At 59.5% G+C, this 22517-nt stretch carries 22 protein-coding genes and 1 pseudogene; 17 read left to right on the forward strand and 6 right to left on the reverse strand.

The window, feature by feature from the left end; translation table 11 throughout:
* Positions 1-135 precede the first annotated feature (135 nt).
* The 12 genes from urtA to PSPTO_RS25310 all read left to right on the forward strand — a co-directional run bounded on the left by urtA (position 136) and on the right by PSPTO_RS25310 (position 11889).
* Positions 136-1401 carry an urea ABC transporter substrate-binding protein gene (gene urtA, locus PSPTO_RS25255; RefSeq protein ID WP_011105219.1) on the forward strand — a complete coding sequence of 422 codons (1266 nt, stop codon included), beginning with the start codon at positions 136-138 and terminating at the stop codon, positions 1399-1401.
* Positions 1402-1614: 213 nt separating this feature from the next.
* Entirely contained in the window at positions 1615-3204 is a 1590-nt protein-coding gene (gene urtB / locus PSPTO_RS25260; protein ID WP_005763115.1) for an urea ABC transporter permease subunit UrtB, read from the forward strand.
* Positions 3204-4283, forward strand: coding sequence for an urea ABC transporter permease subunit UrtC (gene urtC, locus PSPTO_RS25265; RefSeq protein ID WP_011105220.1), 1080 nt, complete (start codon positions 3204-3206; stop codon positions 4281-4283). The genes urtB and urtC overlap by 1 nt, the downstream gene beginning before the upstream one ends.
* Positions 4280-5140 (forward strand): urea ABC transporter ATP-binding protein UrtD, encoded by an 861-nt coding sequence (gene urtD / locus PSPTO_RS25270; protein WP_003376420.1) that lies wholly within the window; start codon positions 4280-4282, stop codon positions 5138-5140. The genes urtC and urtD overlap by 4 nt, the downstream gene beginning before the upstream one ends.
* Positions 5141-5257: 117 nt before the next feature.
* Positions 5258-5956, forward strand: coding sequence for an urea ABC transporter ATP-binding subunit UrtE (urtE, locus tag PSPTO_RS25275; RefSeq protein WP_005763108.1), 699 nt, complete (start codon positions 5258-5260; stop codon positions 5954-5956).
* A gap of 48 nt (positions 5957-6004) precedes the next feature.
* A complete protein-coding gene (locus tag PSPTO_RS25280) occupies positions 6005-6850 on the forward strand; it encodes an urease accessory protein UreD (protein ID WP_005763106.1) in 846 nt (281 codons plus the stop codon).
* 85 nt (positions 6851-6935) lie between these two features.
* Positions 6936-7238, forward strand: coding sequence for an urease subunit gamma (gene ureA / locus PSPTO_RS25285; protein WP_005763104.1), 303 nt, complete (start codon positions 6936-6938; stop codon positions 7236-7238).
* Between the two features lie 10 nt (positions 7239-7248).
* Complete coding sequence (locus PSPTO_RS25290; RefSeq protein ID WP_011105221.1) at positions 7249-7791, forward strand: GNAT family N-acetyltransferase; 543 nt, start codon at positions 7249-7251, stop codon at positions 7789-7791.
* Positions 7792-7801: 10 nt separating this feature from the next.
* Complete coding sequence (locus PSPTO_RS25295; RefSeq protein WP_011105222.1) at positions 7802-8335, forward strand: GNAT family N-acetyltransferase; 534 nt, start codon at positions 7802-7804, stop codon at positions 8333-8335.
* On the forward strand, positions 8332-8640 hold the full coding sequence (locus PSPTO_RS25300) for an urease subunit beta (RefSeq protein WP_005763098.1): 309 nt from the start codon (positions 8332-8334) through the stop codon (positions 8638-8640). The genes PSPTO_RS25295 and PSPTO_RS25300 overlap by 4 nt, the downstream gene beginning before the upstream one ends.
* A gap of 225 nt (positions 8641-8865) precedes the next feature.
* Positions 8866-10566, forward strand: coding sequence for an urease subunit alpha (ureC, locus tag PSPTO_RS25305; RefSeq protein ID WP_005763096.1), 1701 nt, complete (start codon positions 8866-8868; stop codon positions 10564-10566).
* A gap of 192 nt (positions 10567-10758) precedes the next feature.
* Complete coding sequence (locus tag PSPTO_RS25310) at positions 10759-11889, forward strand: sensor histidine kinase (RefSeq protein ID WP_011105223.1); 1131 nt, start codon at positions 10759-10761, stop codon at positions 11887-11889.
* Between the two features lie 35 nt (positions 11890-11924).
* Here the strand turns inward: PSPTO_RS25310 and cbpA are convergent, their stop codons facing one another.
* The gene (gene cbpA / locus PSPTO_RS25315; RefSeq protein ID WP_005763092.1) at positions 11925-12869 is read right to left on the reverse strand and encodes a curved DNA-binding protein; all 945 of its coding nucleotides are present in this window, start codon (positions 12867-12869) and stop codon (positions 11925-11927) included.
* A gap of 310 nt (positions 12870-13179) precedes the next feature.
* Here cbpA and PSPTO_RS25320 point away from each other — a divergent pair, with 310 nt between their 5' ends.
* On the forward strand, positions 13180-14445 hold the full coding sequence (locus PSPTO_RS25320) for an Hsp70 family protein (protein ID WP_003376398.1): 1266 nt from the start codon (positions 13180-13182) through the stop codon (positions 14443-14445).
* A gap of 84 nt (positions 14446-14529) precedes the next feature.
* Here the strand turns inward: PSPTO_RS25320 and PSPTO_RS25325 are convergent, their stop codons facing one another.
* The gene (locus PSPTO_RS25325; RefSeq protein ID WP_011105224.1) at positions 14530-15540 is read right to left on the reverse strand and encodes an AI-2E family transporter; all 1011 of its coding nucleotides are present in this window, start codon (positions 15538-15540) and stop codon (positions 14530-14532) included.
* A gap of 188 nt (positions 15541-15728) precedes the next feature.
* Positions 15729-16019: a PsiF family protein gene (locus PSPTO_RS25330; RefSeq protein ID WP_011105225.1), complete on the reverse strand. Its 291-nt coding sequence runs from the start codon at positions 16017-16019 to the stop codon at positions 15729-15731.
* 153 nt (positions 16020-16172) lie between these two features.
* On the opposite strand from PSPTO_RS25330, the gene PSPTO_RS25335 reads away from it, so the two are divergent.
* Positions 16173-17054 carry a DMT family transporter gene (locus PSPTO_RS25335; RefSeq protein WP_011105226.1) on the forward strand — a complete coding sequence of 294 codons (882 nt, stop codon included), beginning with the start codon at positions 16173-16175 and terminating at the stop codon, positions 17052-17054.
* On the opposite strand, the gene PSPTO_RS25340 is transcribed toward PSPTO_RS25335, so the two are convergent.
* Entirely contained in the window at positions 17051-17284 is a 234-nt protein-coding gene (locus PSPTO_RS25340; RefSeq protein ID WP_005763080.1) for a hypothetical protein, read from the reverse strand. The genes PSPTO_RS25335 and PSPTO_RS25340 overlap by 4 nt on opposite strands.
* Positions 17285-17556: 272 nt before the next feature.
* On the opposite strand from PSPTO_RS25340, the gene osmE reads away from it, so the two are divergent.
* Complete coding sequence (gene osmE, locus PSPTO_RS25345) at positions 17557-17895, forward strand: osmotically-inducible lipoprotein OsmE (protein ID WP_005763077.1); 339 nt, start codon at positions 17557-17559, stop codon at positions 17893-17895.
* A 48-nt stretch (positions 17896-17943) separates the two neighbouring features.
* On the opposite strand, the pseudogene PSPTO_RS25350 reads toward osmE, so the two are convergent.
* Positions 17944-19166: pseudogene (locus tag PSPTO_RS25350) on the reverse strand (IS3 family transposase).
* Between the two features lie 101 nt (positions 19167-19267).
* Between PSPTO_RS25350 and PSPTO_RS25355 the strand changes: the two are divergent.
* Positions 19268-19570, forward strand: coding sequence for a hypothetical protein (locus PSPTO_RS25355; protein ID WP_007244626.1), 303 nt, complete (start codon positions 19268-19270; stop codon positions 19568-19570).
* A 3-nt stretch (positions 19571-19573) separates the two neighbouring features.
* Positions 19574-20113 carry a ferritin-like domain-containing protein gene (locus PSPTO_RS25360; RefSeq protein WP_003376387.1) on the forward strand — a complete coding sequence of 180 codons (540 nt, stop codon included), beginning with the start codon at positions 19574-19576 and terminating at the stop codon, positions 20111-20113.
* A 166-nt stretch (positions 20114-20279) separates the two neighbouring features.
* On the opposite strand, the gene PSPTO_RS25365 is transcribed toward PSPTO_RS25360, so the two are convergent.
* Complete coding sequence (locus PSPTO_RS25365; protein WP_011105228.1) at positions 20280-22346, reverse strand: AsmA family protein; 2067 nt, start codon at positions 22344-22346, stop codon at positions 20280-20282.
* Positions 22347-22517 lie beyond the last annotated feature (171 nt).

Below are 22517 nucleotides of genomic sequence, written 5' to 3' on the forward strand. Positions count from 1 at the left end.
CACACCCTCCTCGCCCCACGACACATTCGTTCCATTTTGCGACCTGCGGGCCTTGGCCCAGACCTTGCTAAAGCTTGTAGCGGGCAACGTAATGCACCGCCGCAGAACCATCAAAACAATGAAGGGAGCCAGTCAATGAAGCGTCGCAGCCTGATCAAAGCCTTTACCCTGTCCGCATCGATCGTCGCCATGGGGCTGACCTGGACCGTTCAGGCTGCCGAGACCATCAAGGTCGGCATTCTTCATTCGTTGTCCGGGACCATGGCCATCTCCGAGACCTCGCTCAAAGACATGGCCTTGATGACCATCGACGAAATCAACGCCAAAGGCGGCGTCAACAGCAAGATGCTCGAAGCTGTGGTCGTGGACCCGGCCTCCAACTGGCCGCTGTTCGCAGAAAAAGGCCGTCAGTTGCTGACTCAGGACAAAGTGGCGGTGGTCTTCGGTTGCTGGACCTCGGTATCACGCAAATCCGTATTGCCAGTCTTTGAAGAACTCAACGGCCTGCTGTTCTACCCGGTGCAGTACGAAGGCGAAGAAATGTCGCCCAACGTGTTCTATACCGGTGCAGCGCCTAACCAGCAGGCCATTCCTGCGGTCGAGTACGTGATGAGCGAAGACGGCGGCTCGGCCAAGCGTTTCTTCCTGCTGGGCACCGACTACGTCTACCCGCGCACCACCAACAAGATTCTGCGTGCGTTCCTGCATTCCAAAGGTGTGGCGGACAAGGACATCGAAGAGGTCTACACCCCGTTCGGTCACTCCGATTATCAAACCATCGTGGCCAACATCAAGAAGTTCTCAGCCGGTGGCAAGACGGCCGTTATCTCCACCGTCAACGGCGACTCCAACGTGCCGTTCTACAAGGAACTGGCCAACCAGGGCCTGAAAGCCACCGACGTACCGGTTGTAGCCTTCTCGGTTGGCGAAGAAGAACTGCGCGGCATCGACACCAAACCATTGGTAGGCCACCTGGCTGCCTGGAACTACTTCCAGTCGGTGGAAAACCCGGTCAACAAGAAGTTCGTTGCTGACTGGAAAGCCTACGCCCAGAAGAAAAACCTGCCGGGCGCTGACAAGGCGGTGACCAACGACCCGATGGAAGCCACTTACGTCGGCATCCACATGTGGGCCCAAGCCGTCGAAAAAGCCAAATCCACTGACGTGGACAAGGTCCGCGAAGCCATGGCCGGGCAGACATTCGCCGCCCCATCGGGCTTCACCCTGACCATGGACAAGACCAACCATCACCTGCACAAGCCAGTGATGATCGGCGAAGTCGAGGACAACGGTCAGTTCAACGTCGTCTGGCAGACCAAGGAGCCGATTCGCGCCCAACCGTGGAGCCCGTACATTCCCGGCAATGACAAGAAGCCGGACACTCCGGTGAAAAGCAACTGACCCCTATCAACACAGCCTGATCGTTCCCACGCTCCAGCGTGGGAAAGCAGTTCTGGACGCTCCGCGTCCGATCCTGAGCGCGGGGCTCGGTGCATGGTTGACGCAGAGCGTCACGGAAGGCATTCCCACGCAGAGCGTGAGGAACGAGCAGCGTCAGGGCGAACAGCCACGAATGTCTAGTGGAACGCCATAACAGACCAAGGCCATATTGATATGCCTTCTTATTTTTACCGTTTGATCCTCGCCATCAGCCTGCTGCTGCCCTTCGCAGCGCAGGCCAGCGATGCCGGTGATTTTGCCGCAGCCAGTTCTTCCCGACAGGCCGAGCTGTTGGAGGCCTGGGCAGCCAGCCCGGTCCCTGAACGCATCGAACTGCTGGAAGCGCTGCGCGATGGCCGTGTTGCCGCCGACAGTAGCAAACGCGCGTGGATCGAAAACAACGACAAATACGGGGCAGTGGATGCGAATGCGCCTGCGGCTGCCGACGCTCCAACCCCTGACGAACCGCGCAAATTGCGCCTGAACAACCGGCTGCGCGGCCTGGTCGATACCGCGCTGGCCAGCCACCAATTGCTGGCAGCCGACACCAGGCTGCGTCTTGCGGCAGCTTTGCAATTGCAAAAAAGCGCCCGCCCCGCGCAACTGGATCTGCTGACCCAGCGCGTGGCCAGCGAAACCGATTCCAGCGTTAAAAGCGCGCTGACACTGGCGCTGGCCAACCTGCAACTGGTCGATTCCAGCCCCTCGGTGCGTCTGGCGGCAGTGCGCCTGCTCGGCGAAACCGGCGACCCGCTGGCGCGTACCCGTCTTGAGTCGCTGCTGGCGCCGGGCGTCGAAACCGATGCGTCAGTGCGCATTGCCGCTGAAACCAGCCTGGCGCAGGTCAACCGCAAGCTGATGATCGGCGAAGTGCTCGGTCAGGCGTTCAGCGGCATGTCGCTGGGCTCGATTCTGTTGTTGGCGGCGCTGGGGCTGGCAATCACCTTCGGCCTGCTCGGCGTGATCAACATGGCCCACGGCGAAATGCTGATGCTGGGTGCCTACTCGACCTACGTGGTGCAACTGATGCTGCAGCGCTACGCGCCGGGTGCCATCGAGTACTACCCGCTGATCGCATTGCCCGTGGCGTTTTTTGTCACCGCCATGATCGGCATGGTGCTGGAGCGCACGGTGATTCGTCATTTGTACGGCCGCCCGCTGGAAACCCTGCTCGCCACCTGGGGCATCAGCCTGATGCTGATCCAGGCCGTGCGCCTGGCCTTCGGTGCGCAAAACGTCGAAGTGGCCAACCCGCAATGGTTGTCCGGCGGGATTCAGGTGCTGCCCAATCTGGTGCTGCCTTACAACCGCATCGTGATCATCGCCTTCGCGCTGTTCGTGGTGCTGCTGACCTGGCTGCTACTGAACAAGACCCGCCTGGGGCTGAACGTGCGCGCCGTGACCCAGAACCGCAACATGGCCGCCTGCTGCGGCGTGCCGACCGGGCGCATCGACATGATGGCGTTCGGGCTGGGCTCAGGCATTGCAGGCCTGGGCGGCGTCGCCCTGAGCCAGATCGGCAACGTCGGCCCTGATCTCGGCCAGAGCTACATCATCGACTCGTTCCTGGTGGTGGTGCTCGGTGGCGTCGGACAACTGGCCGGCAGCGTGACGGCGGCTTTCGGGCTGGGTATCGCCAACAAGATTCTCGAACCGCAAATCGGCGCCGTATTGGGCAAGATCCTGATCCTGGCGCTGATCATTCTGTTTATCCAGAAACGTCCGCAAGGCCTCTTCGCACTGAAAGGACGGGTGATTGACTGATGAGCCAGCCATTGATGGTAACCGCCGCACAGAAGGTTGGCCCAAAGGGCACGCTGGCTTTGGGCATTATGGTACTGGCCGTGCTGTTGGCACTGCCGCTGCTGTCGCTTCTGCCGGCCGATAACAGTTTTCAGGTATCGGCCTACACCCTGACGCTGGTGGGCAAGATTCTCTGCTACGCCATCGTCGCCCTCGCACTGGACCTGGTCTGGGGCTACGCCGGGTTGTTATCGCTGGGCCACGGCCTGTTTTTCGCGCTGGGCGGCTATGCGATGGGGATGTACCTGATGCGCCAGGCCGCGGGTGACGGCCTGCCTGCATTCATGACCTTCCTGTCGTGGACCGAACTGCCGTGGTACTGGGCGGGCACCGATAACTTTCTCTGGGCCATGTGCCTGGTGGTCTTGGCGCCGGGGTTGCTGGCGCTGGTGTTCGGCTTCTTTGCCTTCCGCTCACGTATCAAGGGCGTGTACTTCTCGATCATGACCCAGGCGCTGACCTTTGCCGGCATGTTGCTGTTCTTTCGCAACGAAACCGGCTTTGGCGGCAACAACGGCTTCACCAATTTTCGCAGCATTCTGGGCTTCAGCATCAGCTCGCAAGGCACCCGAGCCACGTTGTTTCTGGCTACGGTGGTGCTGCTGGTCGCCAGCCTGTACATCGGCTGGAAACTGGCACAGAGCAAGTTCGGTCGGGTGCTGACCGCGCTGCGTGACGCGGAAAACCGCCTGATGTTCTGCGGTTACGATCCGCGCGGCTTCAAGCTGTTCGTCTGGGTATTGAGCGCGGTGCTGTGCGGTCTGGCCGGAGCCCTGTATGTGCCGCAGGTCGGCATCATCAACCCCAGCGAAATGTCGCCGACCAACTCCATCGAAGCCGCTGTGTGGGTGGCGCTGGGCGGGCGCGGCACGTTGATCGGCCCGCTGCTGGGTGCCGGTCTGGTGAACGGCATGAAAAGCTGGTTCACCGTGGCTTTCCCGGAATACTGGCTGTTCTTTCTCGGCGCGCTGTTCATCATTGTCACGCTGTACCTGCCCAAGGGCGTGATCGGCTTGCTGAAGAAAAGGAGCGAGCAATGAAAACCACTCCGACGCCCTCGTTCATGCTTGAGCCGATTCTGGCCCCCAACTCCGACGCAGGCACCAGCCGCGACGCGGTAGGCCTTGGCAAAAGTGCTGGCAAAGGGCTGAACACGCGGCATGGCACGATCCTGACCCTTGAAGACATCAGCGTCAGCTTCGACGGTTTCAAGGCGCTAAATGATCTGAACCTGTACATCGGCGTGGGCGAGCTGCGCTGCATCATCGGCCCCAACGGCGCGGGCAAGACCACGCTGATGGACGTCATTACCGGCAAGACCCGGCCAAGCCACGGCAAAGCGTGGTTCGGCGAAACACTGGACCTGACGCAGATGAGCGAGGTGCAGATTGCCCAGTCCGGGATTGGCCGCAAATTCCAGAAGCCCACGGTATTCGAAGCCCTGAGCGTGTTCGAAAACCTGGAGCTGGCGCAGAAGACCGACAAGTCAGTATGGGCCAGCCTGCGTGCACGCTTGACAGGCGAGCAACAGGACCGAATCAGCGAAGTGCTGGAAACCATCCGCCTGACCCCCTCGATGCATCGCCCGGCGGGCTTGTTGTCCCACGGTCAGAAGCAGTTTCTGGAAATCGGCATGTTGCTGGTCCAGGACCCGCAACTTTTGCTGCTCGATGAGCCGGTGGCAGGCATGACCGACGCCGAAACCGAATTCACCGCCGAACTGTTCAAGAGCCTGGCGGGCAAACACTCGTTGATGGTGGTGGAGCACGACATGGGCTTCGTCGGCTCGATTGCCGACCACGTCACCGTGCTGCATCAGGGCAGCGTACTGGCCGAAGGCTCACTGAACGACGTACAGGCTGACGAACGCGTGATTGAAGTGTATTTAGGGCGCTAGCGCCCTGCTGCAAGCTTTTAGCTGCAAGCGGCAAGCGGCAAGCTAGAAGCAAAGGCAGCATGCTGCTCTTTCTTGCCGCTTGAAACTTGTAGCTTGCAGCTCAAAAAAGGACCCACCATGCTCCAGGTCGAAAAGCTCCACCAATATTACGGCGGCAGCCATATCCTTCGCGGTCTGTCGTTTGATGTGAAGGTCGGTGAAGTCACCTGCCTGCTGGGCCGCAATGGCGTCGGCAAGACCACACTGTTGCGCGTCCTGATGGGCTTGCTGCCTTCAAAGGAAGGCGCGGTGCACTGGGAAGGCAAGGCCATCACCGGGTTCAAGCCGCATCAACGCGTGCATGCCGGTATTGCGTACGTCCCTCAGGGTCGGGAGATCTTCGGGCGGCTGACGGTCGAGGAAAACCTGTTGATGGGCCTGTCGCGCTTTCCGGGCTCTGAAGCCAAAGAGGTACCGGCGTTCATCTACGAGCTGTTCCCGGTACTGCTGCAAATGAAGCATCGCCGTGGTGGCGATCTGTCCGGTGGCCAGCAGCAACAACTGGCGATTGGCCGGGCGCTGGCAAGTCGCCCGCGCTTGCTGATTCTCGATGAGCCCACCGAAGGCATTCAGCCCTCGGTGATCAAGGAGATAGGCGCCGTGATCAAAAAACTGGCCGAGCGTGGTGACATGGCTATTCTGCTGGTCGAGCAGTTCTATGACTTCGCGGCAGAACTGGCCGACCAGTATCTGGTGATGTCGCGGGGCGAGATCGTTCAGCAGGGTCGGGGCGAAAACATGGAGGCCGAGGGTGTTCGCGGTCTGGTCACCATCTGATGCGCCAATCCGTTATCGTGCAGCACTCGACCAAGCAATGAAGACGCCATGAATCTGCCTGCCCACACCGCCTTGTTCACGCCCAGCTGGCACGCCGAGCTGGAGCTGGGCTATGGCCGTTTTTATGACTGCACGCGCCCGACCCAACGTCGCCACAAAGGGCCACTGCGGGTGCAAAAACACCTGTATGCCGAAGGACCCGAGGTGTGCCAGCACATCATCGTTCACCCACCGGGCGGTATTGCCGGGGGCGACCGGCTGGATATTTCAGTCAACGTCGGCGCACATGCCTGGGCGCAACTGACCAGCCCCGGCGCGGCCAAATGGTATCGCGCAGCCAGCCCGGCGTTTCAGCAACTGGAGCTGCATGTCCAGCCTGGTGCGACACTGGAATGGCTCCCGCAGGAAACCATCGTGTTCAGCAACGCTCAGGCAGAACTGACCACGCGCATCGAACTGCATGGTGATGCCCGGTTATGCTACTGGGACGTCGTGGCGCTGGGCCGCCCCGCCAGTGGTGAGCGTTTCGAGCACGGACACTTTCAGTCGCATCTGGATATCCGCCGTGACGGCACGTTGCTCTGGCACGAGCGGCAACGCATTATCGGCGCTGACGGGCTGCTGGATTCGCCCATCGGGCTGGATGGCAAAACGGTGTTCGCCACCCTGCTGCTGACCGGTGACGTGGACAGCGACCTGCTTGAAGTCTGCCGCTCGCTGTCGATGCCCAGTCCGGTGCGCGGTAATCTGACTCAGTTGCCGGGATTAATCGTCGCGCGCTGTCTGGCTGACGAAGCCTTGCACGCCAGGGCCTGGCTGATAGAAATCTGGAAACGCCTGCGCCCTGCCCTGCTGGGACGCGAGGCGGTAATGCCGAGAATCTGGAATACCTGAGGGTTGGACCTGATGCATCCAGGGCGGCATTTCTGGCCGGAGCACGGGAACGATCAACCACCGAATCTGAAGAAGCGAATACCTCATGGACCTGACGCCACGCGAAAAAGACAAAATGCTGATTTTCACCGCCGGACTGGTCGCCGAACGGCGTCTGGCACGCGGTGTGAAGCTCAATTATCCGGAAGCCATGGCCTACATCTCGGCGGCATTGCTGGAAGGTGCGCGTGACGGGCAGACCGTCGCTGACCTGATGCACTACGGCACCACGCTGCTGACCCGTGATCAGGTCATGGAAGGTATTCCGGAAATGATCCCTGAGATTCAGGTGGAGGCCACTTTCCCGGACGGCACCAAACTGGTCACCGTGCATCAGCCGATTGCCTGAGGACGTGAGCATGCATGACCCGATTCGCGATGCGCTGGCGGACGATCTGCCGGGCATTCTGGCTATCTACAACGATGCGGTGCTCAACACCACGGCCATCTGGAACGAACAGCCGGTCGATCTCGCCAATCGCGAGGCCTGGTACACATCTCGTCAGGCCCAGGCCTATCCAGTCCTGGTCGCTGTCGACAGCGCAGGCGAAGTGCTGGGTTATTCGTCGTTTGGCGACTGGCGGCCGTTTGAAGGGTTTCGTCACACGGTCGAGCATTCGGTCTACGTACGCGCCGATCAACGTGGCAAAGGCCTGGGGCCGCGCTTGATGGCTGAGTTGATCGAACGCGCCCGCGCCTGCGACAAGCACATGATGGTCGCGGCGATCGAAAGCGGCAACGCTGCCTCCATCGCCTTGCACGAGCGTCTAGGCTTCAAGACTACCGGGCAGATGCCACAGGTCGGCACCAAGTTCGGCCGCTGGCTGGACCTGACCTTCATGCAGCTCGACCTGTCGCCCGGTGCTTGCGCACCCGCCTCGCAAGCGCCTCAATCACTCTAGAGAGCACGCCATGAACCACGCACAACTGCGACGTGTCACTGCTGAAAGCTTCGCGCATTACCGCCATGGCCTGGCGCAGTTGCTGTTCGACACGGTCCATGACGGCGCCTCGGTCGGCTTCATGGCCGATCTCGACCTGGAGCAGGCTTACGCCTGGTGCGACGGGCTGAAGGCCGATATCGCCGCTGGCAGTCTGTTGCTGTGGGTGGTGGCTGAAAACGCGAACGTGCTGGCCAGCGCGCAGTTGTCACTGTGCCAGAAGCCCAACGGCCTGAACCGTGCCGAAGTGCAGAAACTGATGGTGCTGCCCACTGCGCGTGGTCGTGGCCTGGGCAGGCAACTGATGGACGAGGTGGAACAGACCGCCGTGAAGCTCAAGCGCGGGCTGCTGCACCTGGACACCGAGGCAGGCTCCACAGCGGAGGCGTTCTATCGCTCGCTGGCCTACCACCGCGTGGGTGAGCTGCCGGATTATTGCGCTACACCGGACGGTCGCTATCGACCGACCGCCATTTATTTCAAAACCTTGGGGCAACCGACATGATCCCTGGTCAATACCAGATCCAGCCCGGCGACATCGAACTCAACGCCGGACGCCGCACCCACAGCCTGACCGTCGCCAACAGCGGCGACCGGCCGATTCAGGTGGGCTCGCACTTCCACTTTTTCGAGACCAACGACGCGCTGACCTTCGACCGCGCCGCCAGCCGCGGCATGCGCCTGAACATCCCGGCCGGCACCGCCGTGCGCTTCGAACCGGGCCAGTCGCGCGAAGTCGAGCTGGTGGACCTGGCGGGATTGCGCGAGGTTTACGGCTTTGCCGGCCGGGTGATGGGTGCGCTGGATTGACTCGTTTTTTGAATATCGTTCCTACGCTCCGCGTGGGAATGCAGCTCGTGACGCTCTGCGTCGCATCTGAGCCGGGCAAAAAAGCCTGCGCTTCGATTACACCTGCCATCGCGCAAGACTGAAGATTTGTGACGCGCAGCGTCACGGGATGCATGCCAACGCGGAGCATTGGCACGATAGTCATAGTCAGTCGGGTTTGCGTACAACGACGCATAAGGAATCACCATGAAGATTTCCAGACAAGCCTACGCCGACATGTTCGGCCCCACCGTTGGCGACAAGGTTCGCCTGGCGGATACCGAGCTGTGGATCGAGGTCGAGAAAGACTTCACCACCTACGGCGAAGAAGTGAAGTTCGGCGGTGGCAAGGTCATCCGTGACGGCATGGGCCAGGGTCAACTGCTGGCCGCCGACGTGGTTGATACGCTGATCACCAACGCCTTGATCATCGACCACTGGGGCATCGTCAAGGCTGACGTCGGCATCAAGAACGGCCGTATCGCAGCCATCGGCAAGGCCGGTAACCCGGACATTCAGCCGGACGTGACCATTGCCGTGGGCGCAGCCACCGAAGTCATTGCCGGCGAAGGCATGATCCTTACCGCCGGCGGCGTCGATACGCACATCCACTTCATCTGCCCGCAGCAGATCGAAGAAGCGCTGATGAGCGGCGTGACCACCATGATCGGCGGCGGCACCGGCCCTGCCACCGGCACCAACGCGACCACCGTAACGCCCGGCCCGTGGCACATGGCGCGCATGCTCCAGGCCTCGGACTCGTTCCCGATGAACATCGGTTTCACCGGCAAGGGCAACGTCAGCCTGCCCGGCCCGCTGATCGAACAGGTCAAGGCCGGTGCCATCGGCCTGAAACTGCACGAAGACTGGGGCACCACCCCGGCCGCCATCGACAACTGCCTGAGCGTGGCGGACGAATATGACGTGCAGGTCGCAATCCACACCGACACGCTCAACGAGTCAGGTTTTGTCGAAACCACCCTGGCAGCGTTCAAGAACCGCACAATCCACACCTACCATACCGAAGGTGCCGGTGGCGGCCATGCGCCGGACATCATCAAGGCGTGCGGCTCACCCAACGTGCTGCCAAGCTCGACCAACCCGACCAGGCCGTTCACCCGCAACACCATCGACGAGCACCTGGACATGCTCATGGTCTGCCACCACCTGGACCCGAGCATCGCCGAAGACGTGGCCTTCGCGGAAAGCCGCATTCGCCGCGAAACCATTGCCGCCGAGGACATCCTCCACGACCTGGGCGCGTTTTCCATGCTCAGCTCCGACAGCCAGGCCATGGGGCGGGTTGGCGAGGTGATCATGCGCACCTGGCAAACCGCCGACAAGATGAAGAAACAGCGTGGCCCGCTGCCGCAGGATGGCCCAGGCAACGATAACTTCCGCGCCAAGCGCTACATAGCCAAATACACCATCAACCCGGCGATCACCCACGGCATCAGCCATGAAGTGGGCTCCATTGAAGTCGGCAAATGGGCGGACCTGGTGCTCTGGCGCCCGGCGTTCTTCGGCGTCAAACCGACCCTGATCCTCAAGGGCGGTGCCATCGCCGCCAGCCTGATGGGCGACGCCAACGCTTCCATCCCGACGCCGCAACCGGTCCACTACCGCCCCATGTTCGCAAGCTTCGGCAGCTCGCTGCACGCCACCAGCCTGACCTTCATCAGCCAGGCCGCATTCGACGCGGGCGTGCCGGAAACACTGGGCTTGAAGAAGCAGATCGGCGTGGTCAAAGGCTGCCGCACCGTGCAGAAAAAAGACCTGATCCACAACGATTACCTGCCGGACATCGAAGTCGACCCACAGACCTATCAGGTCAAGGCCGACGGTGTGTTGCTGTGGTGCGAACCTGCGGACGTGCTACCAATGGCGCAGCGGTATTTTCTGTTTTAGGCCTGCCTGAAAGAAGCACAAGGGGCGACCAGATCGCCCCTTTGCTTGAATGCAACGCGCGGTTGACCCACACATTCAGGAATCTCTTGCGGTGTATTGAAGAATTGACAGTAAACACTCTGTTTGTCGTGCCCTGTAAAAGCGATAATATGCGCCATCTTTCGTCACGCCTCTCCAGCAAGGTAAACGGCCATGCGCCTTTCCGAATTCATCGTTGTTCATGTGGATCGCATTGTCGATGAGTGGGAAGACTTCGCCAAAACCCTGAAACCCGCAGCCGATTCAATGAGCAAACTGGAGCTGCGCGATCACGCCAGGTCGATTCTGCTGGCTGCGGCCCGCGACATGACAACCGCACAGAGCAAGAGCGAGGAGATCGCCAAGGCTCGGGGCGAGGAGTTGAACAAGACGCCAAGCCTGGACGAAGCCGCCAGCAGCCACGGTGAACTGCGCCACGAAGTCGGCTTTGATCTGGTGCAGATGACGTCCGAGTTCCGCCATTTGCGTGCCAGCGTCATTCGTCTGTGGGCCGAAAGCCTGGATGCGCCACAGCCTGCCGACTTTCAGGACGTGATCCGCTTCAACGAGGCTATCGATGAAGCGCTTGCCGAATCCACCGCAGCCTACGCCGAACGGGTCGGGCGCTCGCGGGATATCTTTCTGGCGATTCTGGGCCACGACCTGCGCGCACCACTGCAGGCCGTGAGCATGTCCACCGAATTACTCGCGCGCAAAATACCGGCTGATGAGAAAACCGAGGCTTATATCTCGCGCATCAAGACCAGTACGCGCCATATGGGTTCGATGGTCAGCGACCTGCTTGAATTCGTGCGCAGCCGTCTGGGCGCGGGCTTGCCGGTCGAGCGCAAGCACATGGACCTGGCGACCGCCTGCCGCGAAGCCATCGAGGAAGCGTGCGCCGGGCAACCGAACTCGGTGCCGGTGCTGAAGGTCGAGGGCGACACCAAAGGTCATTGGGACAGCGCACGAATAGGTCAGTTGCTGCAAAACCTGATTGGCAACGCCTTGCAGCACGGTGCGGTCAGCCATGAAATCACCGTCGCGGTCAGTGGCGGTCAGAACGCCGTCGAACTGAGGGTTCACAACGAAGGTAAACCGATCGCAGAAGACGCCATCGGCACGATTTTCGACCCGCTGGTGCGCAGCATTCGCGAAGAGAGCGACACCCAAAGCACCTCGACCAGCCTGGGCCTGGGCCTGTTTATCGTCAAGGAAGTGGTCAACGCCCACAGCGGCAGCATCACGGTGACATCAACCATCGGCGATGGCACCACGTTTACCGTGGTGCTGCCGAGAACCTGATCCGGCAGATCAAGCCGGGCTGAGCGACTGCCTGCTCAGCCCTTCCACTGCGCCCGAGGGTCGAACGCAGCGCTGTCGGCCAGTTTCTGCCAGAGCGCACGTGCCGCTTCATCGGTCTGTTTGGGCATGACGATCTTCAGTTGGGCATACAGATCACCCCGCTCGCCACTCTTGTTCATCAAACCATTACCCTTGATCCGCAAGCGCTGACCGTTCTGGCTGTCGGGCCGAATGGTCAGGTTGAGCCTGCTGGTCAGGGTCGGCACCGCCACTTTGGTGCCCAGCGCGGCTTCCCACGGGGCCAGCGGCACGGTAATCACCAGATCATGGCCTTCGACCTCGAACATCGGGTGCGGCGCCAGGCGAATGATCAGGTACAGATCGCCATTGGCACCACCGCCTATACCCGGCGCGCCCTGGCCCTTGAGACGAATGCGCTCGCCATCGACGACACCCGCCGGAATCTTCACGTTCAGGGTCTTGGTGATATCACCCATGCGCTGCCCGTTGGGGCTGTGCTGAGGCACCTTGAAGCTGACCTGCTTGGACTCGCCTGACAGGGTTTCTTCCAGAAAGACCGCCAGTTCCATCTCCACGTCCTGCCCCTTGCGGCCCGGGTTACGGGTACGCCCGCCCTGCTGTGGCCGGCCACCAAAAATGGAACTGAAAAACTCGGAAAAATCCGCTGTTTCTTCGAATCCGCCTGCGCCCGCGCCTGCACGGCTTTGCCAGCCAGGTGGCGTCTGGAACGGACGGCCCTGCCGACCGTACTTGCGCAGTTCGTCGTACTCGGCGCGCTTTTCAGGGCTGCTGAGCACTTCATAGGCTTCGGATGCTTCCTTGAACTTGTCTTCGGCGCCGGCTTCCTTGCTGACGTCAGGGTGATACTTGCGCGCCAGTTTGCGATAGGCGGTCTTGATCGCCTTGTCGTCAGCAGCCGGCTCTACGTCAAGTATCTTGTAGTAGTCTTTGAAATCCATGTAACGATCACCCATCCGATTTATCCGGCAAAGCCAGATACGCTGGCGTCACGCGCCCAGCTCCCTCTGTCACGAGGCATCTGGATTACCTAACGTCGAAAATATACAGGTAGCCAGCCGCATTTACAGGCGGGTCGAGTATTCGACAATCTGGTCCACCGAGAATACCTTCAAGATTGGGGGTGAGCGGCCTCAGTTCAAGTGTCGGCAGCAAATACCGTCCGGCAAATATAAGCGACGTGTCGCGCTACGCAATTTGCCCGCACTGGCATAAACTGCGCGGCCGTTTTTTGACTGGAACGTAAAAGACATGAATGACCAATCCCCGGCCCGTGCCTGCGGTATCGATTTCGGCACGTCCAATTCCACTGTCGGCTGGCAACGACCCGGCGTGGAATCGTTGATCGCGCTGGAGGACGACAAGATCACCCTGCCCTCGGTGGTGTTCTTCAACATCGAAGAGCGCCGTCCGGTGTATGGCCGCCTTGCGCTTCACGAGTACCTGGAGGGCTATGAAGGCCGCCTGATGCGCTCGCTCAAGAGCCTGCTGGGCTCCAAGCTGATCAAGCACGACACCAGCGTGCTGGGCACGGCGATGCCGTTCAAGGATCTGCTGGCACTGTTTATCGGCGAACTCAAGAAGCGCGCCGAGAACACTGCAGGGCGCGAATTCGAACAGGTCGTGCTTGGCCGCCCGGTGCATTTTGTCGATGACGACGCACAGGCCGATCAGGAAGCCGAAGACACACTGGCTGAAGTGGCCCGCAAGATCGGCTTCAAGGACGTGTCATTTCAGTTCGAGCCTATCGCGGCGGCGTTCGATTACGAGTCCACCATCGAAAACGAAGAGCTGGTGCTAATCGTCGACATCGGCGGCGGTACGTCGGACTTCTCGCTGGTACGCCTGTCGCCTGAGCGGCGCACGCATGCTGATCGCGAGCAGGACATCCTGGCCACCGGCGGTGTGCACATTGGCGGTACCGACTTCGACAAACAGCTGAGCCTGCAAGGCGTGATGCCGTTGTTCGGCTACGGCAGCCGGATGAAAAGCGGCGCCTACATGCCGACCAGCCATCACATGAACCTGGCGACCTGGCACACCATCAACGCCGTGTACTCGCAAAAATCCCAGTTGGCACTTGGCAGCATGCGTTACGACATCGAAGACACCGGCGGCATCGATCGCCTGTTCAAGCTGATCGAGCAGCGCGCCGGGCACTGGCTGGCCATGGAAGTGGAAGAAACCAAGATTCAGCTGACCCACACCGAAAACCGCCATTTGCCGATGGACCGGGTGGAAGCAGGATTGAGCGTGGACCTGAGCCGAGTGATGTTCGAGGCCGCCATCGACGCCCAGCTTGAGCGGGTGCGCAACAGCGTGACGACATTGCTGAACGACGCAGGCGTAAGTGTCGAGCAGGTCAATACGGTGTTTTTTACCGGCGGCTCAAGCGGCATACCTGCGCTTCGCAACAGCGTCTCGGCCATGCTGCCCAACGCCCGCCACGTCGAAGGCAATATCTTCGGCAGCATCGGCAGCGGTTTGGCGATTGAAGCGAAGAAGCGTTACGGCTAGGGGCCGCTGGCTCAAGATCGGACGCGGAGCGTCCACAAATGCGTGCCGACGCGGAGCGCCGGCACGATAGACAATCAAACCGGCTTAAACCAACCCTTCCTTCTGCAACTCGCTCTTCAGATATGCATAATAAATCGGCCCTGCCACCACACCCGGCAGGCCGAATGCGGCTTCGAACAGCAGCATCGCCAGCAGCAACTCCCACGACCTGGCATTGATCTGCCCGCCGACGATGCGCGCATTGAGGAAATACTCGACCTTGTGGATCACGATCAGATAACCCAGCGCCGCCAGGGCGACCCAGATCGAAATCGACATGCCGACAATGAAAATCAGCGTGTTCGACAGCAGGTTACCCACCACCGGCAACAGGCCGAGCAGGAAGGTCATGATGATCAGGGTCTTGGTCAGCGGCAGATGAATCCCGCACAGCGGCAGGACGATAGCCAGGAATACCGAGGTAAACGCCGTATTGAGCAGGGAAATCTTGATCTGGGCGAATACGATATTACGAAACGCGCGGCTGACCAGATACAGACGATCAAACAGTGCGGCGGCCAGCGGCTTGCGCACATGGTCCGCGGAAATGCGCTGCAAGGCGATGATCGCGCCCAGCACCATGCCGATCAGCATGGTGACAAACATATGCGCCGCGCCCTTGCCGATCAGCTGTAGCTCACCCACATGCTTTTGCAGCCACTGCCCGAGGGACACCTGAAATTCTGCCGCACTGGCAGGCAGGTAAGCATCGATAAACGGTGGCAACTGACCACGGGCACGGTCCACCAGGGTCATGAACTTGTCCAGCGAGGCGCCGGGGTTTTCTGCTTCATGCAGCACAAAGCTGATGGCACCGGCAAAGATCAGCGTCAGCAGGCTGACGATTATCGTGCCCAGCAACGCCACCGCCAGCCAGCGCGCACGCTCGCCGGAGATCAGACGCTGCAATTTGGGGGTCAACATATTGACCAGCTCGAAGACCAGCAGACCGGCCAGCAGACTGGGCAGCAACTTGAACGGCAACACTGCCAACAGACCGCCAAACACAAGAATCCAGCTGGCGATTAAGACCTGACGCGCAGAAAACGTTGGCATAGACCCTCAGAGGGCAACACAAGGAAGGTGGGCAGTCTGCCAGCCTTCTCAACCGAGAACCAGTGATCCGAAAGCAGGAAAAAACAAGGCGCGACCCTCTGCCCTATGATCGGCTCGATAATGGCGCGAAAGTGCAGTGTTTACTGCACCCGCGCCTGTTGCTTGTGGTGAAGGCTGGCGTCGAAAAATTATTTCTTCTTGAGACAATCGCTCATGAAGCTCTTGCGCGCGTCACCTTTGAGCGCCTGGCTACCCGCCGTCGCGTTACAGGTTTTCATTTTCTCCTGCTGAGTGGCCGCTGGCGGCGGCGCAGCTTTCAGGCAAGTGCTCATGAACGCCTTGCGCTCATCCCCCTTGAGCGTCTTCGCGCTGGCGTCAGCATTGCAAGTGGTCATCTTGTTCTGCTGCGCGGTGGCAGCGAACCCCTGAGCTGACACCATCAGGCCCACAAGCAACAAAGGAATACCGAGCTTCTTCATCGATCCACTCTCCACGTCCACTGCGCCGGACGGCACAGGCTGCAATCAAGTGTAGTCAAGCTGTTGCAACCTATGACGGCGCATCACGCATTGCCGCTGGCATTCGCGGCCAACAGGCGGATAATTGCACCTCGCTCTGATGACGACCCTCTCATGCAATACGCTTTTCCACTGATCACCGTGCTCATCTGGGCGGTCAATACTGCTGTCACCAAGGCTTCTGCCGGGGTGATCTTTCCGGCTGAAATAGGTTTTTATCGCTGGGCGCTGGCAGGTTTGCTGTTCACGCCCTTCATGATCAAGCCGGTCTGGGCAAACCGTGCGGCGATCAAACCGCTGCTGGGCAAGATTTTCGTCCTAGCCGTGCTCGGCACCGCGATGTATCAAAGCCTGGCGTATTTCGCCGCAGGTCTCACGACTGCCACCAACATGGGCATCATTCAGTCGCTGGTGCCGATGATGGCGCTGGGGCTGTCGATAGCCTGCCTGGGCAACCACCTGACCTCTGGCGCGCTGCTGGGAGCGATTCTGTCTTTCGCAGGCGTGGTGGTTGTGGTGTCGGCGGGCAATCCTGCCCAATTGATCGAACATGGCGTCAATCGAGGCGATGCAATGGTGCTGGTGGCAGCGGCGTCGTATGCGGTTTACAGCACGCTGTTGAAAAAGTGGCAGTTGCGCCTGCCGCCGTTGCAGCTTTTATACGTGCAAATTCTGCTGGCGATTCTGGTGTTGCTGCCGCCGTTCATCCTGTCGTCGAAAACCGGCCTGAACGCAAGCAACATCCCGATGGTGCTGTACGCGGCGATCCCCACCTCCATGCTCGCGCCGTGGCTGTGGATGACCGCCATCATGCGCCTGGGTCCCAGCCGCACGACGCTGTTCTTCAACCTGATGCCGATTGCCACGGCATTGATTGCAGCGGCGACGCTGGGCGAACAACTGGCGCTCTACCACCTCTTTGGCGGAGCGCTGACCCTGTGCGGAGTCGTCCTCGCAGAACGCTGGGCGACTCCGCTGCGGTCAAAAGCAAGTTAAGCAGTCGCGCTGCCTTCACTGCCCTCCAGGCTATGAATCGACACGTCGGTGATTCCGGCAGCGTGGGGCATGCCGGCGTCACCGGTTGAAAGATCGTCCAGCTCGACATGGTGCTTGAGCGCCAGCTCATGCACCACTTCAATAATGGGCACATCCAGATTCTCGATAACGTCTACGTGGTGCTCGCCCAGCAAGGTGTACTCGATTTCGTACAGTTCTTTATCGCTCATCGCATCTTCCTGGCCGTCACTGAGGATCGGCTGATTAACGAACTACGGTCTGAAAAACCTTACCGATGACCGAGCCCAGGGTCGGACCGAAGTGGCCGACCGTGCCATCAGATTGACCTCAGCCTTTGGCGAACGTGCGAGCGAATATTCAAAGGCCCAGCTTGCCGCAGGAGGTGCTGCCGTATCGCCATCTTTTTTTCGAACTCTTCTCTCCGTTTACTGCTCCAAGCGCTACCGGGCCAATACCGGCTCTGACATGTGGAGCAATAACGATGTACAAGAAAATCTTCGCGGCGACCTTTGTATTGGCAACGATGGCTGGCTGCAGCAACACAACCGTGCAAAACCCGGTGGACTACGTCACTTATCGCAACGAGCCTCTGGTCAAGCAGGTCGAAAACGGCATGACGCGCCAGCAGGTCCTGACCATCGGCGGCGAGCCCTCGACGACCATCGAACGCAAGGTCAATACCGGCACCTGCAACAACTACGTCATGAACAAAGATGGCCACAAACAGGTTTACCACGTCAGCTTCAACAGCGACGGCCGTGTGACCAACAAAGGTTTCATGACCTGCGAACAGCGCGAGAAGAACGAAAAAGCGATGTAATCTGGATAACGTGTCTAGTCCTGAAATAGGTTTACACCTGTTTCACGCTCAAAACGCCCGATGCACCGCATCGGGCGTTTTGTATTTCAGGGATAAGTGTGGCCGCTCCCCATTGTAGATCTGCACCGATTCGTCAACCATTTTCACTGCATCTGCCCAGTCTTTAGGCCGATGGAGTAGAAACTCGGTCTTCAAAATCCCGTTTACTCGCTCGGCCATAGCGTTCTGATAGCAGTCATAGCCATCAGTCATCGAGCACCGGATTCCATGCCTGGTATGCAGCTGCTGATAGAGATCGGAGCAGTACTGGGCGCCGCGATCTGAATGATGAATCAGCATCTGATCGGTTTTTCGCTCTCCTACCGCTTTTTCCAGTGCCTTCATCACCGATTGGGTATGCAGGCTCTCATGCACGTGATGGCCAACGATCTTACGTGAGTACGCATCTGTCACAAGGCTCACGTAGGCCACGCTTTCCTGCGTAGGCAGATAGGTTATGTCTGCAACCCAGACCTGTTCGGGTCCATTGGCCACGACTTGTTCTGGACCTGCTTTGAGCAGGTTGGGGTGGCGACGGAAGCGATGATGGCTATGAGTGGTCTTGTGTTAAGCCCGTTTACGCGGAACCAGCTCGCGCGCATCACGAAGGATAGTAAACATACGATCTCTACCCACGCACAACGACGCAGGAGCTTCGACGCTCATCAAGTAGTGCAGCTTGCGCGTTCCCAACCTGGGCTGGCGACGCCGCTTTTCCAGGACGAAGTCCACCACCTCTTGGTCTTGGCAGACTCTCGCGTCAAAAGCGCGATTACGCTTGTAATACGCTTGGCGCGAAATACCCATGAACAGGCAAGCCCTGGTAATGCTCAGGTCTTGGACTTGCCCTTGCGAGAGGACTTGCCGGGTGGCTTTTTTACGACAGAAACGCCGTAGTCATTTTTCAGAACGTTGACGACGGCTTCAAAGAACTGAGCCTTCTGATTGCTCAGCTCCAGCTGTTCTTCAAGCTCTTTAATCCGCTGCTCGGGTGTCGGCGGGAGGGTTGGCTCGGTCATGGACCTGCTCCTCTGCTCTCGAATTGATGCGCCTTGGCTCCAATCCTGTCGACCGTGCTTTCGTAACCAGACCAGCACCGTCGACCGGCCTTGGATGCCATAGCATCGTTGGGCTTCTTTATAACTCAACTCGCCTTTTTCAACCTGATCTACGACCGATAATTTAAAGGCTAGCGTGTAATCGCGCTGGCTGCGCCTTTTAGCCGAATCCATTGAGTCCTCCTGAGGAAAGGTCAGAAGGTGTAAACCTTATTCAGGACGGGACAACGTTAAAACAAAAAGCCCGAGGCATCACGCCTCGGGCTTTTTGTTGAATGCTTCTTTTAGAAAACCAGCTTGAACAGGGCAATAACCACGACCAGGCCGATCAGAAAGATGATGCCGACGGTGCTTCCCAGGAACTTGAGCATTGTGTATCTCCACGATTTATTTGGGTCTCATGGTTGGGACCGCAGCGTTTCGCGCTCGTTTCTTATATTTTTACATTTAGTCACAACCTTCCAAACCGGCGAAAATCCGATAAAACTTTTCCCCTCCTCCAGCACTCACAACCTTTGCTGATCTTGCCGGGCATCACACAGAGCGGGACAGCAAAACCTGATGAACCCTGGAGATAAATGATGACTTCTGCACCGCAATCACAGCTTTCCGATGTGAACACCCTGCGCCAGCGTGCGCGCCAGAACGTTGAGAATGGTGCTGTCACCGAAGGCTACAGCGCTGATCGTGAAACGGTACTGCGCCTGCTCAATGAGTCGCTGGCGACCGAGCTGGTTTGCGTCCTGCGCTACAAGCGCCACTACTACATGGCGTCCGGCCTGAAAGCCAGCGTCGCTGCGGAAGAGTTTCTGGAGCACGCCACCCAAGAGGCCGAGCACGCCGACAAGCTGGCCGAGCGTATCGTGCAACTGGGCGGCGAGCCGGAATTCAACCCGGACCTGCTGTCGAAGAACTCTCACGCGCAATACGTTGCAGGCAACACGCTCAAAGAAATGGTCTACGAAGACCTGGTCGCCGAGCGCATTGCGGTCGACAGCTATCGCGAGATCATTCAGTACATCGGCGACAGCGACCCGACCACCCGCCGCATCTTTGAAGAAATCCTTGCTCAGGAAGAGGAGCATGCCGACGACATGGCGGATATTCTCGAAGGCCTGTAACACTCGGCGCCAAGTGAAAAGCCAGGACCTGTGTCCTGGCTTTTTTTGTGGGCAACTGGAACGCGTGATTGACGCACCACTATCGTTCCCTGGGCTCCCTTGGCATGCCGATCGTGACGCTCTGCGTCACAGACCTGCATCGCACCGATGATCCTTGAGTGTGCAATCACTTCACCGTCTTCGGCGCCTTGCCGGTGCGCATTTGTTCGAGCAGCGGGCCGCACTGGTTCGGCTCGCTGTCACCCGTGGCAACCAGCGCCAGCAACCCTGCCACCGGGCCGACGGTTGCGCCAAGCAGGACCATGCCGGCTCCGCGCAACAGCAACGGCCCGGATTGCACGCCAGCGTTGGGTTTGGCAAACGGGCCGTTGACGTACAGCGGCGAGCGCAGCGATAACACACGGAATCCCTTGGATTCAGGGTTGATCTGCAGATCCAGTTGCTCGGTCTTCATGTTCGCCGTGCCGCTGATGTAAATAATGGCGTTTTCAGTGTCGAAGACGAACAGGCGACTGGTCGCCAGCCCGTCCTTGATGCCGAAGTCGGAAGCCGCGCAGTTGATCTTCACGTCCTTGTCACCAAACAGCTTGCCCACCACGTAGTTGCCGACGTTGAGCCCGGCGATTTCCATCAGGCCGCGGCTGATCGCGCCATCGTTGACCAGCATCTTCATTTCGCCATTGGCAGTGCCGAGCAAGGCCGCAATCGAATTGCCCCGGCCGCTGATGTCGGCATCGCCGTTCAACTCACCGAAACTGGTTTTCATCGGCTCAAAGGTCGGGAACAGTTGCTTGAGTTTGAAGTTGCGCGCCGACAGCTTCGCCCTGCCCTGCAACGGCTTGTTACGGCCGTCGAGGCGGATATCGGCGTCCAGCTTGCCGCCCGCCACGCCAAAGCGCAGTGGCTCAAGGCTCAACTGACCGTCGTTGAGAACAAGATGGGTATAGAGGTCGGTAAACGGCAGATCAGGGCTCTGCACGATGCGTTTGCCGGTGAATTCCACGTCGGCGTCCATCGCGCGCCAGCGGTCGGTCTGAAACTCCTCGACCGGCAAGACCTTGCCCGAAGGCTGCTTGCTCTCGCCACCGCGTTTTTTCTGCGCGGCATTGGAGTCGGCACCGATCAGCGGAGCGAGGTCGCTGAACAGCAGTTGATTGGAAACCAGCACACCGCTCAGCTTGGGCCGCGGCTGACTGGCCACGTAGCCCAGGTCGCCGTGGATATCGCTGTTGCCGATCTTGCCGTTGAAGCCTTCGTAACGAAAGTTGGCACCTGCGGGATCGTGCAGTTTGGCCACCAGGCGTCCATCGGTGGAGTAAGCCGGTGAGTCCGGCAAGGTCACGCCAGTCAGCGGGTACAGGTTGCTCAGGCTTGCGCCGGACAGTTTCAGGCGCAGGTCCAACGCGCCGAGGTTTTGCGGGTCGGTCAGGGTGCCAGCGATCACCGCGTGAGTGTCGCCGATCTTGACGTCCGCCTGCACAGGGAATGGCTGGCTGGCATCTTTCAGCGCCAGCAAGCCACCGATTTTGCCGGTGCCGCTCAGCTTCTGGCCGTGGTATTGGCCTTTGACGGCCAGGCCAAACGCGTAATCCTGAGGCACGGAGCCCTTTTCCTGCGCTTTTTGCGCCTCTTTGCTGCCCACGATTTCGCTGAACGGGATCGGTTTGCCGAGCATGTCGATAACCACATCCAGATTGGCATTCAACGTCTGGTCATTGAAACTGACCAGCCCTTTGTCGAACTTGATCGCGCCGATATCGATCACCCATTTGGACGGCTCGGCATTCGGGTCGGATTTGGGCAAATCGAACACCCAGTTGGCACGGCCATCAGCCAGACGCTCCAGCTTCGCTTCCGGGCCAGTCAGATCGATGCGCGGGATAACCACTTGCTGAACCAGCAACGGCAGCAGCGAGAGTCGAAACTCGACGTGCTTGAGGTTGACCATCTGTGGCGTTTTCGACCAGTCAGGGTTGCCCAGCGTCAGGTCATCTGCAACGAAGTGCGGCGACGGCACCCAGGCGCGCCAGCCGCCCAGCTCCGGCTCGCGAGTCCAGCGCACATCCAGATCGCCATTGATGGCGAAAGGACGATGCAGCGCCTCGCTGACTTTCTCGTTGAGGGTGGGCTTGATGCGATTCCAGTCGAAAGTGACGATCACAATGACCAGTACAGCGAGCACCAACAGAAGCGTGGTGCCCGTCCAGGCGAAAATTTTGCGGCTGCGCGTCATGCGTGACTCTCCAGAAAACAGCGCCCCGACCCTGGCGCGCTGAATACGACATGAATGTTCGACTGACAAACGCGCCGAGGGTTTGATTTGAATACGAATTCCAGCCAAAGGCCAGTACTGATGCTGTCGCGTTGACCTGAGGGCTTGCCTGAAAACCCTTTCGACGCGGGC

The organism is Pseudomonas syringae pv. tomato str. DC3000 (genome assembly GCF_000007805.1).
GTDB classification, from domain to species: Bacteria; Pseudomonadota; Gammaproteobacteria; order Pseudomonadales; family Pseudomonadaceae; genus Aquipseudomonas; species Aquipseudomonas avellanae.

Bases quoted from the DNA above. Each gene is read 5' to 3' on its own strand.
- urtA (WP_011105219.1), top strand. From the start codon at position 136: ATGAAGCGTCGCAGCCTGATCAAAGCCTTTACCCTGTCCGCATCGATC.
- PSPTO_RS25360 (WP_003376387.1), top strand. From the start codon at position 19,574: ATGACTTCTGCACCGCAATCACAGCTTTCCGATGTGAACACCCTGCGC.
- PSPTO_RS25310 (WP_011105223.1), top strand. From the start codon at position 10,759: ATGCGCCTTTCCGAATTCATCGTTGTTCATGTGGATCGCATTGTCGAT.
- urtE (WP_005763108.1), top strand. From the start codon at position 5,258: ATGCTCCAGGTCGAAAAGCTCCACCAATATTACGGCGGCAGCCATATC.
- PSPTO_RS25365 (WP_011105228.1), bottom strand. From the start codon at position 22,346: ATGACGCGCAGCCGCAAAATTTTCGCCTGGACGGGCACCACGCTTCTG.
- osmE (WP_005763077.1), top strand. From the start codon at position 17,557: ATGTACAAGAAAATCTTCGCGGCGACCTTTGTATTGGCAACGATGGCT.
- PSPTO_RS25335 (WP_011105226.1), top strand. From the start codon at position 16,173: ATGCAATACGCTTTTCCACTGATCACCGTGCTCATCTGGGCGGTCAAT.
- ureA (WP_005763104.1), top strand. From the start codon at position 6,936: ATGGACCTGACGCCACGCGAAAAAGACAAAATGCTGATTTTCACCGCC.
- PSPTO_RS25290 (WP_011105221.1), top strand. From the start codon at position 7,249: ATGCATGACCCGATTCGCGATGCGCTGGCGGACGATCTGCCGGGCATT.
- urtD (WP_003376420.1), top strand. From the start codon at position 4,280: ATGAAAACCACTCCGACGCCCTCGTTCATGCTTGAGCCGATTCTGGCC.
- PSPTO_RS25355 (WP_007244626.1), top strand. From the start codon at position 19,268: ATGCTTCTTTTAGAAAACCAGCTTGAACAGGGCAATAACCACGACCAG.
- PSPTO_RS25280 (WP_005763106.1), top strand. From the start codon at position 6,005: ATGAATCTGCCTGCCCACACCGCCTTGTTCACGCCCAGCTGGCACGCC.
- ureC (WP_005763096.1), top strand. From the start codon at position 8,866: ATGAAGATTTCCAGACAAGCCTACGCCGACATGTTCGGCCCCACCGTT.
- PSPTO_RS25325 (WP_011105224.1), bottom strand. From the start codon at position 15,540: ATGCCAACGTTTTCTGCGCGTCAGGTCTTAATCGCCAGCTGGATTCTT.
- PSPTO_RS25295 (WP_011105222.1), top strand. From the start codon at position 7,802: ATGAACCACGCACAACTGCGACGTGTCACTGCTGAAAGCTTCGCGCAT.
- PSPTO_RS25320 (WP_003376398.1), top strand. From the start codon at position 13,180: ATGAATGACCAATCCCCGGCCCGTGCCTGCGGTATCGATTTCGGCACG.
- urtC (WP_011105220.1), top strand. From the start codon at position 3,204: ATGAGCCAGCCATTGATGGTAACCGCCGCACAGAAGGTTGGCCCAAAG.
- PSPTO_RS25300 (WP_005763098.1), top strand. From the start codon at position 8,332: ATGATCCCTGGTCAATACCAGATCCAGCCCGGCGACATCGAACTCAAC.
- cbpA (WP_005763092.1), bottom strand. From the start codon at position 12,869: ATGGATTTCAAAGACTACTACAAGATACTTGACGTAGAGCCGGCTGCT.
- urtB (WP_005763115.1), top strand. From the start codon at position 1,615: ATGCCTTCTTATTTTTACCGTTTGATCCTCGCCATCAGCCTGCTGCTG.
- PSPTO_RS25340 (WP_005763080.1), bottom strand. From the start codon at position 17,284: ATGAGCGATAAAGAACTGTACGAAATCGAGTACACCTTGCTGGGCGAG.
- PSPTO_RS25330 (WP_011105225.1), bottom strand. From the start codon at position 16,019: ATGAAGAAGCTCGGTATTCCTTTGTTGCTTGTGGGCCTGATGGTGTCA.